The organism is Arenivirga flava, assembly GCF_030161575.1.
In the GTDB taxonomy this organism is placed as follows: domain Bacteria; phylum Actinomycetota; class Actinomycetes; order Actinomycetales; family Microbacteriaceae; genus Arenivirga; species Arenivirga flava.
Map to the genome: position 1 here is coordinate 1674539 of NZ_BSUL01000001.1, position 16880 is coordinate 1691418.

The 16880-nt window shown below is 68.7% G+C and carries 12 protein-coding genes; 5 read left to right on the top strand and 7 right to left on the bottom strand.

The window, feature by feature from the left end; genetic code table 11:
* Positions 1 to 7 precede the first annotated feature (7 nt).
* The 5 genes from QQK26_RS08090 to QQK26_RS08110 all read left to right on the top strand — a co-directional run bounded on the left by QQK26_RS08090 (position 8) and on the right by QQK26_RS08110 (position 7141).
* Positions 8 to 742, top strand: coding sequence for a carbohydrate ABC transporter permease (locus tag QQK26_RS08090; RefSeq protein ID WP_284231746.1), 735 nt, complete (start codon positions 8 to 10; stop codon positions 740 to 742).
* Positions 739 to 942 (top strand): hypothetical protein, encoded by a 204-nt coding sequence (locus QQK26_RS08095; protein WP_284231747.1) that lies wholly within the window; start codon positions 739 to 741, stop codon positions 940 to 942. The genes QQK26_RS08090 and QQK26_RS08095 overlap by 4 nt, the downstream gene beginning before the upstream one ends.
* Complete coding sequence (locus QQK26_RS08100; RefSeq protein ID WP_284231748.1) at positions 939 to 1799, top strand: carbohydrate ABC transporter permease; 861 nt, start codon at positions 939 to 941, stop codon at positions 1797 to 1799. Before QQK26_RS08095 ends, QQK26_RS08100 begins: the two co-directional genes overlap by 4 nt.
* Positions 1796 to 2815, top strand: a complete 1020-nt coding sequence (locus QQK26_RS08105; RefSeq protein ID WP_284231749.1) for a LacI family DNA-binding transcriptional regulator — start codon at positions 1796 to 1798, stop codon at positions 2813 to 2815. Before QQK26_RS08100 ends, QQK26_RS08105 begins: the two co-directional genes overlap by 4 nt.
* Before the next feature lie 78 nt (positions 2816 to 2893).
* A complete protein-coding gene (locus QQK26_RS08110; protein WP_284231750.1) occupies positions 2894 to 7141 on the top strand; it encodes a LamG-like jellyroll fold domain-containing protein in 4248 nt (1415 codons plus the stop codon).
* 179 nt (positions 7142 to 7320) lie between these two features.
* On the opposite strand, the gene QQK26_RS08115 is transcribed toward QQK26_RS08110, so the two are convergent.
* From QQK26_RS08115 to nrdH, 7 genes are all read right to left on the bottom strand, one after another.
* On the bottom strand, positions 7321 to 8910 hold the full coding sequence (locus QQK26_RS08115) for a GMC family oxidoreductase (RefSeq protein ID WP_284231751.1): 1590 nt from the start codon (positions 8908 to 8910) through the stop codon (positions 7321 to 7323).
* On the bottom strand, positions 8907 to 10394 hold the full coding sequence (locus QQK26_RS08120) for an aldehyde dehydrogenase family protein (protein ID WP_284231752.1): 1488 nt from the start codon (positions 10392 to 10394) through the stop codon (positions 8907 to 8909). Before QQK26_RS08120 ends, QQK26_RS08115 begins: the two co-directional genes overlap by 4 nt.
* A complete protein-coding gene (gene betT, locus QQK26_RS08125) occupies positions 10395 to 12500 on the bottom strand; it encodes a choline BCCT transporter BetT (protein WP_284231753.1) in 2106 nt (701 codons plus the stop codon).
* Positions 12501 to 12689: 189 nt separating this feature from the next.
* The gene (nrdF, locus tag QQK26_RS08130) at positions 12690 to 13664 is read right to left on the bottom strand and encodes a class 1b ribonucleoside-diphosphate reductase subunit beta (RefSeq protein WP_284231754.1); all 975 of its coding nucleotides are present in this window, start codon (positions 13662 to 13664) and stop codon (positions 12690 to 12692) included.
* Between the two features lie 104 nt (positions 13665 to 13768).
* The gene (gene nrdE / locus QQK26_RS08135) at positions 13769 to 15919 is read right to left on the bottom strand and encodes a class 1b ribonucleoside-diphosphate reductase subunit alpha (RefSeq protein WP_284234504.1); all 2151 of its coding nucleotides are present in this window, start codon (positions 15917 to 15919) and stop codon (positions 13769 to 13771) included.
* A gap of 5 nt (positions 15920 to 15924) precedes the next feature.
* Positions 15925 to 16344 (bottom strand): class Ib ribonucleoside-diphosphate reductase assembly flavoprotein NrdI, encoded by a 420-nt coding sequence (gene nrdI / locus QQK26_RS08140; RefSeq protein ID WP_284231755.1) that lies wholly within the window; start codon positions 16342 to 16344, stop codon positions 15925 to 15927.
* 10 nt (positions 16345 to 16354) lie between these two features.
* Entirely contained in the window at positions 16355 to 16588 is a 234-nt protein-coding gene (gene nrdH / locus QQK26_RS08145) for a glutaredoxin-like protein NrdH (protein ID WP_284231756.1), read from the bottom strand.
* Positions 16589 to 16880: the final 292 nt, after the last annotated feature.

A 16880-nucleotide genomic window follows, 5' to 3' on the forward strand; every position in this document is an offset into this window, starting at 1 on the left:
CGGAGCGATGACCGCCAACCTCGGTCTCTCACGCGGCGCCGCGCGCGCCCAGGGCATCCGCAAGACGCCCGTCCGGCACGGCTCGAAGGACCATCCGCTCTGGTTCCTCATCCCCGCCTTCGCCGTACTGCTGATCTTCTTCGTCGTGCCGACCCTGTCGAACTTTTTCTACGCGTTCACCGACTGGTCGAGCTTCCGCAGCGAGATCGAGCTCATCGGCACCAAGAACTTCGAGGCGCTCTTCGCCAACGGCAAGCTGCTCAGCGCCCTCGGCATCACGCTCGTCTACGCGGTGCTGGTGGCGATCTTCCAGAACCTCTTCGGCCTCATCCTCGCGCTGCTGCTCGAGCGCGACACCCGCGTCAACCGCGCCGTGCGGGTGGCCTTCTTCGTGCCGGTCATCATGTCGGCGCTCGCCGCCGGCTACATCTTCCAGGCGCTGCTGAAGCCCGACGGCGCGCTCAACGGCATCCTCGGCCTGCTCACCGACTCGACCTCCGAGATCGCCTGGCTCGGCAGCACGACCTGGACCATCGTGGTCGTCGCCCTCGTGCACGCCTGGAAGTGGATGGGCCTGTCGATGCTCATCTACCTCGCCGGGCTCAAGACCATCAACGCCGACGTCATCGAGGCCGCTCGGCTGGACGGCGCCGGCTGGTGGGCGACCTTCGCCCGCATCCGCTTCCCCTGCTCGCGCCGGCCGTCACCTTCAACGTCGCCACCGCCCTGCTGGGATCGATGAACGGCTTCGACATCGTGCAGGCCACCACCGCCGGCGGCCCCGGCAGCACGACCGAGATCCTCAACATCTTCATCTTCCGCACCTTCGGGCAGGGCCTCTTCGCGCAGGCCACGACGATGAGCCTGGTGCTCTTCCTCATGGTCGCCCTCCTGGCCTTCCCGGTCATCCGCTTCCTCCGCCGACGGGAGAACGTCCTGTGAGCACCACCCATCTCCGCCCCGACACCACCGGTCGCCGCCGCAGCCCGTTGCGCTTCGTGCAGCCGACCGTCGCGATCGTCGCCGCCGTGGCGCTGCTCGGCGTACCGTTCTGGCTCGTCGTCGTCACCGCCTCGAAGAACCAGGCCGAGGCGTTCCGACCCGATCTCGCGCTGCCGTCGGAATTCCTGCTCTGGGAGAACTTCGCGACCGTGCTGACGGACGGGCGCATGCTCGCGGCGCTCGGCGGCAGCCTCCTGGTCATGATCCCCTCGGTGCTCGGCGTGCTGATCCTCGGCTCGATGGCCGCCTGGATCCTCGGGCGCCGCAAGTCCCGCCTGCTCGCCTTCCTCTACGCGCTCGGCATCAGCGGCATCGTGCTGCCGCCGGCCGTGGTGACCATCGTGCTGCTGCTGCGCCAGATGGGCCTCGCCGGCACCCCGGTGGGCATGATCGGCGTCTACATGGGCATGTACATGTCGACCGTGATCTTCTTCGTCACCGGCTTCGTGCGCACCATCCCGCCCGAGCTCGAGGAGGCCGCGCGGGTGGACGGTGCTGGACCGGTCAAGGTGTTCGTGCGCATCATCCTGCCCCTGATGATGCCGGTGCTCGCCACCGCGACGATCCTGATCTCGCTCTACATCTGGAACGACGTCTTCTACGCCCTCTTCGTCGTCGGCGGGCGGCTCGACACCCTGCCGCTGAACCTGTACCTCGTCGCGAGCTCGGGCCTCTACCTGCAGAACTGGCACCTGATCTTCGCCTACATCATCCTGATGACCCTGCCCCTCCTGATCGTCTTCATGGTCGCGCAGCGCAAGATCATCGCCGGCGTCACCAGCGGCGCCGTGAAGTGACCGCGACGGCGGGATCGGATGGCCGGCCCGCGACGATTTCGGATGTCGCGCTGCTGGCCGGCGTCTCCGTGCCGACGGTCTCGCGGGTGCTGACCGGTTCCGCCAGGGTCACGCCCGGCAAGCAGGATCAGGTCGAGCGCGCCATCGCCCAGCTCGGGTTCCGACCGAATCCGGCCGCGCGCCAGCTCAGCTCGCGAGCGGCCGGAGCCATCGGCGTCCTCACCGCCGACACATCGATCCACGGCTACGCCGAGACGATCCGCGGGATCGAGGAGGAGGCGCGCGCAAATGGCACCGCCATCCTCATCACCGTGATCGAGAGCGCCGAGGAGGAGCGGGTCGAGCAGGCTGTGGAGGCCGTGCTCTCGCATCCGCTCGACGGGGTCATCGCGCTCAAGTTCGACCCGGCGGGCGTCGCAGCGCTGCGGAGACTGCCGAGATCGCTGCCGGTCGTCGCCCTGGCCGGCGCACGCGACCACTCGCGCTCGCAGGTGCTGCTGGCCGAGAAGGAGGCGGGCCGGGCGCTCACCGCCATGCTGCTCGATCTCGGGCACCGGACGGTGCATCACGTGCGGATCCCGTCGAGCTCGCGCAACAGCGGCCGCGCTGCCGGATGGCGGCGCGCGCTGCAGGATGCGGGCCGTGCCGTGCCGCCTCCGCTGGACACCGGATGGGACCCGCGCGACGCCGTGCGCCTCGGCCGCCTCATGGCGCTCGACGACCAGGTGACGGCGGTGTTCTGCGGCAACGACGAGATCGCGATGGGCGTGATGCGCGGGCTCATCGACGGCGGCCGACGGGTGCCCGACGACGTCTCGGTGGTCGGCTTCGACGACCATCCGCTCGCCCCGCTGTGGACGCCGTCGCTGACGACCGCGCGCCAGGACTTCGCCGCTCTGGGGCGCCTCGGCGTGCGCCTGCTGCGCGAGCAGCTCGCGGGCGGCGGGCGGGTGTGCCGGTCGCTCGAGCCGAGCCTCGTGCTGCGCGCGAGCGCCTCGCCGCCGCGATCGGGCTGACCCCGGGGCTCGACTTTCCGCACCGGATCTGTACAAAATGATACCGCTATCATTTTTCCACTCAACGACGAGGAACTGATGACCACCAGCACATCCCCCCGACGCAGGCCCGCGCGCTCCGCGCTGGCCTGCCTCGTCGCAGCACCACTGGCGCTCGGCGCGGCGACCCTGCCCGCGCAGCCGGCGGTCGCCGACACCGCACTGCCCGCACCCCTGATCGCCTACGACTTCGACAGCGCTCCCGACGCGGCGTCCGTCGACAACAGCGGCTCGCTCGGCGAGGCCTTCGACGCCAGGGTGCGCTCGGGCTCGACGCTCCCCCGCGGTACCGGCCCGCTCGAGGACTCCGGTGCCTCCGGGGTCTTCGACGGCGGCGCTCAGAACGCTCCGCTGCAGGCGCATCTCGACATCCCGGCCGGCCTGTTCGAGGGCCGCGAGGCGATGACGGTCTCGACCTGGATCAAGTGGGACGGGCGCAACGCCGCCCAGCTGCCCTGGGCGTACATCGTCGGCAGCGACCGGTTGCCGAGCGACAACTGGGGGCTCTACTACCAGCCCAGCGAGGGCGGCCAGTCCAAGGCCGTCGCCAACTCCGGCACCGAGGTCAAGGCATCCGCGCCGTCGGCCCTGACACCGAACGTGTGGACGCACATCACCACGGTCGCCGACGGCGAGTCGGTCGCCTACTACATCAATGGCGACCTCATCCGCACCGAGGCCGTCGCGCTCGACTTCGCGAAGCTGGGCAACGCGAACAGCACGCGCTCGGGCCTCATCGGCCGCGTGCCGTGGTCGCCGCAGTGGGCGTCGTCGTTCGGCGGCGAGTTCGACGACTTCACGATCTACGGGGAGGCGCTCTCCGACGAGCAGGTCGGCGGCGGCTTCGCCGACGCCGTCGGCCCCATCGACAGCGTCGAGCAGACCGCCTTCACCGTCGCCACGGCCGCGGGCAGCGCCCCGCAGCTGCCCGCCCGCGTCGGGGTCACCCACGAGAGCGGACTGGTCAGCGACGCTGCGATCAGCTGGGCTGCGGTGCGGCCGAGCCAGTACGCCACCCCCGGCGCCACCTTCGACGTGCGCGGCTCCATCGCCGGCTCGGATGCGGTGCTCACCGCCACCGTCACGGTCGACGCCCGGCAGACGGAGGACGTCGCGGTGGACTTCGCCCAGCGCACCGGCGATTTCCGCGGTGGCGCCTCCGGCACCCTCTACGGTCTCGGCGACGAGGGCTCCCCCACCCAGGCGCTCGTCAACGGCGCGGCGATGACGAACATCTCGCAGAAGGCCCCGTACGGCACGCAGCACCCGGGCGGCGACGCCTTCAACATCGAGGACACGTTCTTCGACAAGCACGGCGAGGACCTGTACATCTACACGCAGGACTACTACCCCGACTGGCCCTACAACGGCGGCGTGCGACCCGGCGACGACTGGACCTACGTGCGCGACGCGGATGGGCGCCTCACCCCCGAGCGCACCGCTGGCGGCAACGACGTCTGGGACTACCTCGAGGTGCTCGAGATCGTCGTCGAGGAGGTCGCCCGCAACTCGGACCGGCCGAACGACTACGTCTTCAAGCCGTTCAACGAGGTCGACCTGCAGTGGTACAGCCGCGGTGACGACTACGACCGGTACATGCACCGGGGCAACCAGCCCGACAGCAACACCCCGGGCGACGTCAGCGACTGGGAGGCCGCGGTCGACCTGATCGACGGCATCTACGCGGAGCACGGGCTCGACGAGCCCCGCATCGCCGGCCCCGGTGACGGCGCCTGGCGCGGCGAGGGCAACATCAAGGCCTTCCTCGACATGGCGATCCGCACCGACACCGTGCCCGAGATCTACGTGTGGCACGAGCTGCGGGGCTACGTCTGGATGCCGGACCGCGTGGCCGAGTTCCAGCGCTATGCCCGCGAGATGGGCATCCAGCAGGCCGACATGCCGTCGATCAACATCACGGAGTGGGGCGCGAGCACCGACATGAGCTCGCCGGCCAACCTGCTGCGCTGGTTCGCGGCCTTCGAGGCGGCGAAGATCGACGCGCAGACCGCCTACTGGACGGCCTCGGGCACCATGTCCGACAACCAGGCGAAGGTCAACGCCGCCAACGGCGGCTGGTGGCTGTTCAAGTGGTACGGCGACATGATGGGCTCCGAGACCGCCCAGGTCACCGCCAACCGCGAGAAGGCCATCGCGGCGATCGACGAGGAGAATCGACGCGCGCAGGTCATCGTGGGCGGTATCCAGGCCGGTCGTGACGGCCAGCTCGCGCTGGACAACCTGCCCGGCGACGTCTTCGGCGGCTCGGTCGACATCGAGGTGCGCGAGAACCTCGTCAGCGGCACCGACGGCATCGCGGACACCCCGCGCGTGGTCGCGGCCTACGACGCGCAGGAGCTCGAGAACGGCAGCACCACGCTGCGCATCCCGTCGTTCAATGCCAGCAGCACCTACCAGGTGATCATCACGCCCTCCTCCGAGCGCGTGGTGGCCGACCTCGTGACCGAGCAGCCCGAGCTGCACGTCGCCGAGGCCGAGGACTTGGCGCTGACCAACGCCTCCGCTCGCACCCACGGCGGCGGCTACCGCCTCTCCGGCGAGCGCGACGTGTCCGGTTTCAGCACCCCGACCTCGCGGATCGACTGGGACGTCGAGGTCGAGGAGGCCGGCCTGTACCGCTTCACGGTGCTCGGCGCCACGCCGGCCCGGGCCGTGCAGCACGCGGTCTTCGTGGACGGGCAGTTCGCCGAGACGGTACAGTACGGCGCCAACGCCGTGCGCCCGCCGCTGGCGCGCACGACCGCACGCGGCACCGCCGAGGTGGCACTGCAGCTGGAGGCCGGTGCGCACAGCATCAGCCTGCGCACCAGCAAGGACGGCACAGTGCTGCTGCCGGGCGCCGGCGAGGAGGGCGGCGTGACCGTCGACCGCCTGCACCTGCAGCGCGTCGGCGACACGACGAACACCGAGTCGAAGCGCTACCCGGCCACCGGGTTCCGCGTGTTCGACGGCGCAGCGCTGCGCGACGGCTCGGCGCGCATCGCCGCCGGCCAGCGAGCGGACGTGTACCCGTCGAACGTGGAGTCGGGCTACTACGACGTCGAGATCGATTGGACGGGCTCGAACCTCGAGCTGACGGTGGACGGCCGCGTCGCCACCGCCTTCGCCGCCGGCCAGAAGACCGCTCGCATCCACCTGCCCGAGGGCATCGCGGAGTTCGAGCTGCGCAGCGCGGGCGGCGCTACGGTGCACGGGGTCTCGACGACCCGTGCGGTCGAGGGCGACGCATCCATCATCCGCATCGAGGCCGAGGACGGCCGGATCGTGCTCGACGGTACCGCGGCGGTGCGCGGCTTCGGCGGCGCGCTGACGAACGGCACCGGCGGTTACGTCGGCGGACTGGGCATCACGGATGCGAACCCCGAGAACGAGGGCACCATGACGCTGCCCCGCCTGGACGGTTTCGCGAAGGCAGGCCGGTACAACGCGGTCGTGCACTTCTCGAACGACGACATCGAGGGCACGCACGACTACAACCCGCAGGTCGTCGACCTCGGGCTGCAGGCCGAGGAGGAGGGCGTCGACGGACTCGTCGGCCGCACCACGTTCCGCTACACGTACACGTCGACCAACTTCTGGGAGGCGGTCATGCAGCTGGACCTGCGGACGGACGGCGGTGCGATCACCTTCGGCAACACCAAAGAGACGCTGTACATCGACGAGCGCGGCAGCATCCGCGAGCAGGTCGTCCTACCCGGCTACGCCATCGCGCCCGACGTGGACTGGGTCGCCCTAGCCCCACTGGTGCTCGAGACCGACGGGACCGTGCCGACAGAGCCCGGCACCCCGACGGAACCCGGCACCCCGTCGGAACCCGGCACCCCCACCGAGCCGACCAACCCGAGCGACGGTGCACCATCCGCTCCGTCGGCGGACGACCTCATCGATGACAACCGCGGTGACGTGCAGGCTCCCGGCTCGGCGGCGGCCGGGTCGATGATCACGGTGCAGGTCGGCCGCGACTGGGCGGGCCAGCGGGTGTGGGCGTGGCTGTACTCCGCGCCGATCGCGCTGGGCGCCGACGTGGTCGACGCCGATGGGTCGACGCAGTTCCGCATCCCGGCGGACACGCCCGCCGGGCAGCACCGCATCGCGATCGTGGCCGAAGACGGCGACGTCATCGGATGGGACACGATCACGATCACCCGCGACGGCACCGCGCTGAGCCGCACGGGCGCGGAGGTGTCGGCCATCGCCGGCACTGCCCTGCTCCTGCTGCTCGCCGGCGCAGCCCTCATCGCGATCCGACGCCACCGCACGGCGTAATAACTGCGAGATGGGAGGGGTTGTCGTCCCCGACACCCTCTCCCATCTCGCTTGATCCTTCGGTTCTGCAATTGTGCCTCGACGTGAGGTGGCATCGTCGAGCAGTCGAAGCGAAAACTGCCACGCGTTCTCGCTAGCTCTGCGCACCCGACTCGGCGAATGTGCCTTGCCAGCTCCGATCAGCCATGCAAACCTCTGATCAACTCGGCGCAGCGCTCGCCGATCATCATGGTCGTGATGTTCGGGTTCACCGTCGTCAACTCGGGCATGACCGAGGCATCGGCGACGCGCAGGCCGCGCACGCCCTTCACCCGCAGCTCCGGATCCAGCGGGGAGAGCGCATCGTCGACCGCCCCCATCCGCACCGTGCCGGCCGGGTGGTAGACCGTGTTGTGCGTGCGGGTGATGTAGTCCTCGATCTGCTCGTCGGTCTGCACCTCGGCACCCGGGAAGAGCTCGCGGCCCGCCCACTCGGCCATCGCCGGCTGCGCGACGATCTCGCGTGCTCGGCGGATGCCGGCGACCATGACCCGCATGTCGTGCGGATCGGTGAAGTAGTTCGGGTCGACCCGCGGCTTGTCGCGCCAGTCGCGGCTGCGCAGCCGCACGCTGCCTCGCGAGCGCGCGTGCGTGACGTTCGGCGTCAGGCAGAAGGCGTTCTCCGAGGTCGGGTACCCCTGTCGCACCGTGTGCATGTCGAACGGCACCGAGCCGTAGTGGAACATCAGATCCGGGCGGTCGAGCCCCTCCTCGGTCGTCGTGAAGATGCCCGCCTCCCACCACTGGGTCGAGGTGGTCGTCATGGGCTGCTTCGCCTCCCACTGGATCACGCCCTCGGGGTGGTCCTGGAGGTGCTCGCCCACCCCGGGCGCGTCCACGATCACGTCGACGCCGACCTCGGCGAGGTGCTCCGCCGGGCCGATGCCCGAGAGCATGAGCAGCTTGGGGCTGTCGATCGCGCCGGCGGAGAGGATGATCTCGCGCCGCGCGGAGATCGTCGAGGTGCGGCCGAAGCTGACCCCCGCCACCGTGACGCCGGTGGCCCGCCGCTCCTCGTCCAGCACGATGCGCGTGACCTGCCGGTCGGTGAGCAGCACGAGGTTCTCGCGGTCGGCGATCGGATGGATGTACGACACCGACGACGATGCCCGCGTGCCGTCGGCGCGTCGGTTGATCTGGAAGAAGTTGGCCCCGTTGACCACCGTCGAGCCGTCGTTGAAGGTCGCCCGCGGGATGCCCGCCTGCTCGCAGGCGTCCAGCAGCGCGACGCCGCAGGGGTCCTCGGGCGGGACGGTCATGATGTGCACGGGGCCGTCGTCGCCGTGGTGCGGCGCATCGGGTCCCGCCTCGGAGTTCGTCTCCAGCTTGCGGAAGAGCCGGTAGGCCTCATCGGACGTCCAGCCCTGCGCGCCGAAGCGCTCCGACCACTCGTCGATGTCCTCGCGCGGCGCCCAGAAGGCGATGCAGGAGTTGTGGCTCGAGCAACCGCCCATCACCCGCGCGCGGGCGTGGCGCATGAAGGAGTTGCCGTGCGCCTGGGGCTCGATCAGGTAGTCCCAGTCGTAGCCCGACTCGAGCAGCTCCATCCAGCGGTCGAGCCGCAGGATCGCGTCGTCGTCGCGGTCGTCGGGACCCGCCTCGATCAGCGCGACCGTCACCGAGGGGTCCTCGCTCAGCCGGGCCGCGATGACCGAGCCGGCGGAGCCGCCGCCGATCACGATGTAGTCGACCTCGCGGTCCGCCTCCGGCCGCTCGTTCATGCCGTTCATCGCGCCTCCTGCTCGCTGCCGCCGAACCAGCCCGTGACCTGAGGGGCGGTGTTCTGGTAGATGTGCTTGGCCTCGCGGTACTCGTCGAGGCCGGTCGGCCCCAGCTCGCGGCCCACGCCCGAATGTCCGAAGCCGCCCCACTCCGCCTGCGGCAGGTAGGGGTGGTAGTCGTTGATCCAGATCGTGCCGTGGCGCAGCGCCCGAGCCACGCGCTGCGCTCGTCCCGCATCCTGGGTCCAGACCGCACCGGCGAGGCCGTAGCGCGTGTCGTTGGCGATGCGGATCGCATCCGCTTCGTCGGTGAAGGTCTCGACCGTGATGACCGGACCGAAGCCCTCGTCGACGACCACGGACATGCCCTGGCGCACCTGGTCGAGCACCGTGGGCAGGTAGTAGAAGCCCTGCTCGAGATCGCCCTCGCCCCAGCGGCCGCCGCAGCGCAGCCGCGCGCCCTCGGCGATGCCCGCGTCGACGTAGGCGGTCACCTTGTCGCGGTGGCCGGCGGAGATGAGCGGACCCGTCTCGGCGTGCTCGTCGTAGGGCCCGCCGAGCCGGATCGTCTCCGCCCGGCGCACGAGCTCGTCGACGAAGCGCTCGGCGATCGAGTCCTGCACGACGAGGCGGGCGCCGGCGGAGCAGACCTGGCCCGAGTGCACGAAGCCGGCGTTCAGGGCGTTGTCGACGGCTGCCTCGAAGTCCGCGTCGGCGAAGACGACATTCGGGTTCTTACCGCCGAGCTCGAGCGCGACCTTCTTGACGGTGGCGGCCGCCGAGGCGGCGATGCGCTTGCCGGTCTCGAGCCCGCCCGTGAAGGAGACGAGATCGACATCGGGGTGCTCGGAGAGCGGGGCGCCGGCCGTCGCACCGGCGCCGAGCACCAGGTTGGCGGTGCCGGCGGGCAGGCCGAGCTCGTCGAGCAGGCGCATCGTGAGGATCGCGGTGCTGGGGGTGAGCTCGCTGGGCTTGAGCACGATCGAGCAGCCGGCCGCGAGGGCAGGCGCGATCTTCCACGCCGCCTGCAGCAGCGGGTAGTTCCAGGGCGTGATGAGGCCCGCGACGCCCACGGGCTCGTACTCGATGCGGCTCACGACGCTGTCGGAGCCGGCATCGACCAGGCGGCCCGCGTCCTGGGCGGCGAGCTTGCCGAAGTACTCGAAGCAGGCCGCGATGTCGTCCATGTCGATGCGCGATTCGACGATGCGCTTGCCGGTGTCGTTCGACTCGGCGCGAGCGAACTCTTCCGATCGCTCGCGCAGGGCGGCGGCGAAGCGCAGCAGCAGGTCGCCGCGCTCGGCGGCCGGCGTGCGGCGCCACGTGCCCTCGTCGAAGGCACGCCGTGCCGCGCCGATGGCGCGCTCCGTGTCCTCGCGGGTGGCTTCGGCGACGGTGGCGGTAAGGCTGCCGTCGGCGGGGCAGCGGATCTCGCGCGTGCCCCCGTCGGAGGCGGCGGTCCAGTGTCCGTCGATGAAGAGCGTGGCGGTCATTCAGTCGTCCTTTCCGGGGGCGAAGTCGGTCTCCCAGTCACCGGGGGCGGTGCCGGGTTCGGCGATCACGGTCGAGCCGGCCTGCGCCGCGCTCGAGTGCAGGAACGCGAGGTGCCGCTGGTACTGGTCGAGCACGTCGGCGATGAGCTGCTCCTCGGTGAACTCGGTCACCGGGTAGCCCTGCGACCCCTCGAGCAGGAACACCTCGAGGGCGAAGTAGTGGTCCTCGGTGCTCGCGGCGCGCAGGTTGTAGCTCGGCACGGGGTGCCGCACGGGGTACACCTGGTAGCGGAAGCCGCGTTCGGGGGCCGAGGAGACGCGCAGATCCACGGAGGGGATGCCGCAGGACTCCACGTCGGTGACGGTCACCTCGGCGTGCACGCCCTGCTCCCGCAGCTCCTCGGCGACGCTGCGCAGCGCCGGCTCGACCACCGAGCCGACCTGCCGCTCGATCTGCCGGCGCCCGGGGTGGCGCACCATGGAGGCGAGCCGCTGACGCCACGGACGGCCACCCGTAGTGCTGTGACCGGAGAGGATGGACGGCATCGCGCGAGCGGCGCTGTCGAGCCGGGTGCCCTCGAGACGGAGCGCCCGCAGCACGCCGAGCATGATGAACACGAGCAGCACCGACAGCGGCAGCCCCATCACGATCGTCGCGTTCTGCAGGGTAGTGACGCCACCGACCGAGAGCATCGCGAGCGTGAGCACGCCCGTGATCACCGCCCAGAAGACGCGCAGCCACTTCGCGCCGTCCGCATCGTGCGGGCCCGGCCGCGAGGTGAACTTCGCCATGACGAGCGCACCCGAGTCGGCGCTGGTCACGTAGAAGAGCAGCCCCGTGAACGTGGCGATCGCGGCGGTCAGCGGCGCGAGGGGGTACTGGTCGAGCAGCGAGTAGAACGCCTCCTCCGGCACGTTCGCGGCGGTCTCGCCGAAGTCGGCATCGCCGCCCATCACCACGGCGAGGGCGCCGTTGCCGAAGATCGAGATCCACAGTGCGATGAAGGCGAACGGCACGACGAGCACGCCGGTGACGAACTGGCGGATGGTGCGACCGCGCGAGATGCGGGCGAGGAACAGGCCGACGAAGGGCGCCCACGCCACCCACCAGGCCCAGAAGAACAGCGTCCAGGCGCTCATCCACGCGTCCGGCCGATCGTAGGCCATGGTGTCGAGGCTCATGCCGGGGAAGCGGGCGAGGTAGTCGCCGATGTTCTGCATGATGCCGTCGAGCAGCAGCGTGGTGGGCCCGGCCACGAGGATGAAGACCATCAGCGCCACCGCGAGGTAGACGTTGAGCTCGGAGAGGCGGCGGATGCCCTTCTTCACCCCGGAGACGACCGAGAGCGTGGCCATGACGACGGCCGCGATGATGAGACCGATCTGGGCGGGGAGCCCCTGCTCCCAGCCGAACAGGTACTCGAAGCCGAAGTTGAGCTGCACCACGCCGATGCCGAGGGAGGTCGCGATGCCGAAGACCGTGCCGAGCATCGCGGCGGTGTCGATGAGGTCGCCGAGACGGCCCTGCACCCGCTGGCCGAAGATCGGCACGAGGGCGGAGCGGAGGGACAGCGGCATGTTGTGCCGGTAGGCGAAGTAGCCGAGCGCCAGGCCGACGAGCGCGTAGAGGCCCCAGCCGGTGAGGCCGTAGTGGAACAGGGTCCAGACGATGGCCTGCCGTGCCGCCTCCACGGTCGACCCGTCGCCCTGCGGCGGAGCGAGGTACTGGCTCACCGGTTCGGAGACGGAGAAGAACATGAGGTCGATGCCGATACCCGCGGCGAAGAGCATCGCGCCCCAGGTGAAGAGGTTGAACTCCGGCTTCGCGTGGTCGGGACCGAGCTTGACACGCCCGATGCGCGAGACCGCGATGGCCACGACGAACACCAGCACGGCCGTGACGATGAGGAAGTAGTACCAGCCGAGGTTGACCGAGACCCACTCGACGACCGAGCCGATGACGCCCTCCGCGCCGCTCGTGTCGATGACGGCCCAGATCGAGATCGCCACGATGATGCCGGCGGTCGAGAAGAAGGTGAGCGGGTTGACGTCGGCGAGCGGACGGCGCCGCCGGCCTCCGCCGTCGGTGCGCGGAGCGGTGGTCATCGGGCCTCCGAGGGGTGCTGGTTCGAGCCGAGGCTCGATCAGGCGCCGGCGGTTCGTCACCCATTCAAGGGGTCATCCGCTGGACGCAGTCAGCACTCTCGCCGCCTGTTCAGCATCCGATCCTCTGCCTCGGGACGCGCGAAGCGCCCCGACCGCCGACGGTGGGGCGCTTCGCGACGAGGGGTCGGCTCAGAAGTCCCAGTCCTCGTCCTCGGTGTTGACGGCCTTGCCGATGACGTAGCTCGAACCGGAGCCCGAGAAGAAGTCGTGGTTCTCGTCGGCGTTGGGCGACAGCGCCGAGAGGATCGCCGGGTTCACGTCGGTGGAGTCTTTCGGGAAGAGGGGCTCGTAGCCGAGGTTCATCAGCGCCTTGTTGGCGTTGTACATGAGGAACTTCTTCACGTCCTCGGTCAGGCCGACCTGGTCGTAGAGGTCCGCCGTGTACTTGACCTCGTTCTCGTAGAGCTCGAAGAGCAACGAGAACGTGTAGTCCTTGATCTCCTGGCGCTTCTCCTCCGAGACGAGCTCGAGGCCCTTCTGGAACTTGTAGCCGATGTAGTAGCCGTGCACGGCCTCGTCGCGGATGATGAGGCGGATCAGGTCGGCTGTGTTGGTGAGCTTGGCGCGGCTCGACCAGTACATGGGCAGGTAGAAGCCCGAGTAGAACAGGAACGACTCGAGCAGGGTCGAGGCGACCTTGCGCTTGAGGGGGTCGTCGCCCTGGTAGTACTCCATGACGATCTGAGCCTTCTTCTGAAGGTTCTCGTTCTCGACCGACCAGCGGAAGGCGTCGTCGATCTCGGGCGTCGACGCGAGGGTCGAGAAGATCGAGGAGTAGCTCTTCGCGTGCACGCTCTCCATGAACGCGATGTTCGTGTAGACGGCCTCCTCGTGCGGGGTGAGCGCATCCGGGATGAGGCTGATCGCGCCGACGGTGCCCTGGATGGTGTCGAGCAGGGTCAGGCCGGTGAACACCCGCATGGTGAGCTGCTGCTCCTGCGGGGTCAGGGTGGCCCACGACTGCACGTCGTTCGACAGCGGCACCTTCTCGGGCAGCCAGAAGTTGTTGACGAGGCGGTTCCACACCTCGACGTCCTTGTCGTCCTGGATGCGGTTCCAGTTGATCGCCTGGACGCTGTCCACGAGCTTGAGGCTCTCGACCACGGTGTTGTTCCTGTTCTGCGGTTCGTTGTCTGCGGTTCGGTGATGGATCGGATGCGGCGAGGCCGCGGAACGGGCCGGAGGCGGATGCCCCCGGCCCGATCAGGTCACAGCATGCAGCTGACGCAGCCCTCGACCTCGGTGCCCTCGAGCGCCATCTGACGCAGGCGGATGTAGTAGATCGTCTTGATCCCCTTCTTCCACGCGTAGATCTGCGCCTTGTTGATGTCGCGGGTCGTCGCCGTGTCCTTGAAGAACAGCGTGAGCGAGAGGCCCTGGTCGACGTGCTGCGTGGCCGCGGCGTAGGTGTCGATGACCTTCTCGTAGCCGATCTCGTAGGCGTCCTGGTAGTAGTCCAGGTTGTCGTTCGTCATGAACGGCGCCGGGTAGTAGACGCGGCCGATCTTGCCTTCCTTGCGGATCTCGATCTTCGAGGCGATCGGGTGGATCGACGAGGTCGAGTTGTTGATGTAGCTGATCGAGCCGGTCGGCGGCACGGCCTGCAGGTTCTGGTTGTAGATGCCGGTGGCCTGCACCTTGGCCTTGAGCTCCAGCCAGTCCTGCTGCGTGGGGATGTGCACGTTCGACGCCGCGAAGAGCTCGCGCACCCGCTCGGTCGCGGGTGCCCACTCCTGCTCGGTGTACTTGTCGAAGAACTCGCCCGAGGCGTAGGTCGAGTCCTCGAAGCCGTCGAAGGTCTCGCCGCGCTCGGTGGCGATGAGGTTCGAGGCGCGCAGCGCGTGGAAGAGCACCGTGTAGAAGTAGATGTTCGTGAAGTCCACGCCCTCCTCGCTGCCGTAGTGGACGCGCTCGCGGGCGAGGTAGCCGTGCAGGTTCATCTGGCCGAGGCCGATCGCGTGGCTCTTGTCGTTGCCGACCTCGATCGAGCGGACGGACGCGATGTGGCTCTGGTTCGACACCGAGGTGAGGCCGCGGATGGCGGTTTCGACGGTCTTGCCGAAGTCCGGGGCGTCCATCGTCAGCGCGATGTTCAGCGAGCCGAGGTTGCAGGAGATGTCCTTGCCGATGGCGTCGTACGAGAGGTCCTCGTTGTACGACGTCGGAGTGTTGACCTGCAGGATCTCCGAGCACAGGTTGCTCATGTTGATCCGGCCCTTGATCGGGTTGGCCTTGTTCACCGTGTCCTCGAACATGATGTACGGGTAGCCCGACTCGAACTGCAGCTCGGCGAGGGTCTGGAAGAAGTGCCGCGCGTTGATCTTGGTCTTGCGGATGCGCGCGTCGTCGACCATCTCGCGGTACTTCTCGGTGACGGAGATGTCGCCGAAGGGCACGCCGTAGACCTTCTCGACGTCGTACGGCGAGAACAGGTACATGTCCTCGTTGTTCTTCGCGAGCTCGAAGGTGATGTCGGGCAGCACGACGCCGAGCGAGAGCGTCTTGATGCGGATCTTCTCGTCCGCGTTCTCGCGCTTGGTGTCGAGGAACTTCATGATGTCGGGGTGGTGCGCGTTGAGGTACACCGCGCCCGCGCCCTGACGCGCGCCGAGCTGGTTCGCGTAGCTGAAGCTGTCTTCGAGCAGCTTCATGACGGGGATGATGCCCGACGACTGGTTCTCGATCTGCTTGATCGGGGCGCCGGCCTCGCGGATGTTCGACAGCAGCAGGGCCACGCCGCCGCCGCGCTTCGAGAGCTGCAGGGCGGAGTTGATGCCGCGGGCGATCGACTCCATGTTGTCCTCGATGCGGAGCAGGAAGCAGGAGACGAGCTCGCCGCGCTGCGCCTTGCCGGCGTTGAGGAAGGTGGGGGTGGCCGGCTGGAAGCGGCCGCCGACGATCTCCTCGACGAGGTTGATCGCCAGCTGCTCGTCGCCGGCGGCGAGGCCGAGGGCGGTCATGACGACGCGGTCCTCGAAGCGCTCGAGGTAGCGCTTGCCGTCGAAGGTCTTGAGCGTGTAGCTCGTGTAGTACTTGAACGCGCCCAAGAAGGTGTCGAAGCGGAACTTCTTCGAGTAGGCGAGGTCGTTGAGCTGCTGGATGAACTCGAACGAGTACTGGTCGAGCACGGCCTGCTCGTAGTACTCCTTCTCGACCAGGTAGTCGAGGCGCTCCTTGAGGTTGTGGAAGAAGACCGTGTTCTGGTTGACGTGCTGCAGGAAGAACTGCTTGGCGGCCTCGCGGTCCTTGTCGAACTGGATCTCGCCGTTCGGGCCGTAGAGGTTCAGCATCGCGTTGAGCGAGTGGTAGTCCAGACCGACCTGGTTCTGGATGGTGCTGACCTGGCTGTCGTCGAGCACGTCGGCTACGGGTGAAGTCGCCAAAATTCGTCCAATCCTGTGGAGACGGCCGCCACGTCGTCAGGCGTGCCGAAGAGTTCGAGCTTGTAGAGGAAGGGCACACCGCACTTCTGGGCGACGATGTCGCCGGCGAGGCAGTACGCCTCGCCGAAATTGGTGTTTCCTGCGGCGATGACGCCGCGGATGAGGGATCGGTTCTGCTGGTCGTTCAGGAACGTGATGACCTGCTTCGGCACGGCGCCCCGCCCGTTGCCGCCACCGTAGGTGGGCAGCACGAGCACGTAGGGGTCGACGACCGAGAGGCTGTCCTCCTTGGTCTTCAGCGGGATGCGCGACGCGTCCAGACCAGGATGAGCAGCGCGGAGCTTCTCGACGAACCGGTGGGTGTTGCCCGAGACGCTCGAGAAGTAGACGAGGCGGCTCATGGCGACCGGGTCAGCCGATGCGGGCGGCGAGCTCGTCGATCTTGTCGGGGCGGAAGCCGCTCCAGTGGCCCTCGTCGGTGACGACCACGGGGGCCTGCAGGTAGCCGAGGTTCTTCACGGTCTCGAGCGCGTGCTCGTCGGCCGAGACGTCGAGCACCTCGTACTCGATGCCCTTGCTGTCGAGGGCGCGGTACGTGGCCGTGCACTGCACGCACGACGGCTTGGTGTAGACGGTGATCGCCATGGCCTGAATCCTCCTGCTGGACGTGAAAATCGATGTTCGGGGGCTCCCCCGAGCGGCCCCGTTCCCTGCGGGGGACGTGGTGCGCTGCGGTGACTCCAGTGTATGCCCCACCACCGACATGAGCACTACATCTAGTGCTCGCTTTCGCTCCGACCACTAGATGCAGTGTTACAGCCGTGTCATTCTCCACAAGCGTTTCCACAGCCCCTGTGGATGGCGAGGGCCGCGAAACCGGGCTTCGGAGCCCACTGTCCACCGGTCCACCGACCCGGCTCGCGTTCAGGAAGCCGAG

Coding starts and splice junctions, on each gene's coding strand:
- QQK26_RS08090 (WP_284231746.1), top strand. CDS start 8: ATGACCGCCAACCTCGGTCTCTCACGCGGCGCCGCGCGCGCCCAGGGC.
- QQK26_RS08120 (WP_284231752.1), bottom strand. CDS start 10,394: ATGACCGCCACGCTCTTCATCGACGGACACTGGACCGCCGCCTCCGAC.
- QQK26_RS08095 (WP_284231747.1), top strand. CDS start 739: ATGAACGGCTTCGACATCGTGCAGGCCACCACCGCCGGCGGCCCCGGC.
- QQK26_RS08110 (WP_284231750.1), top strand. CDS start 2,894: ATGACCACCAGCACATCCCCCCGACGCAGGCCCGCGCGCTCCGCGCTG.
- betT (WP_284231753.1), bottom strand. CDS start 12,500: ATGACCACCGCTCCGCGCACCGACGGCGGAGGCCGGCGGCGCCGTCCG.
- nrdI (WP_284231755.1), bottom strand. CDS start 16,344: ATGAGCCGCCTCGTCTACTTCTCGAGCGTCTCGGGCAACACCCACCGG.
- QQK26_RS08115 (WP_284231751.1), bottom strand. CDS start 8,910: ATGAACGGCATGAACGAGCGGCCGGAGGCGGACCGCGAGGTCGACTAC.
- nrdH (WP_284231756.1), bottom strand. CDS start 16,588: ATGGCGATCACCGTCTACACCAAGCCGTCGTGCGTGCAGTGCACGGCC.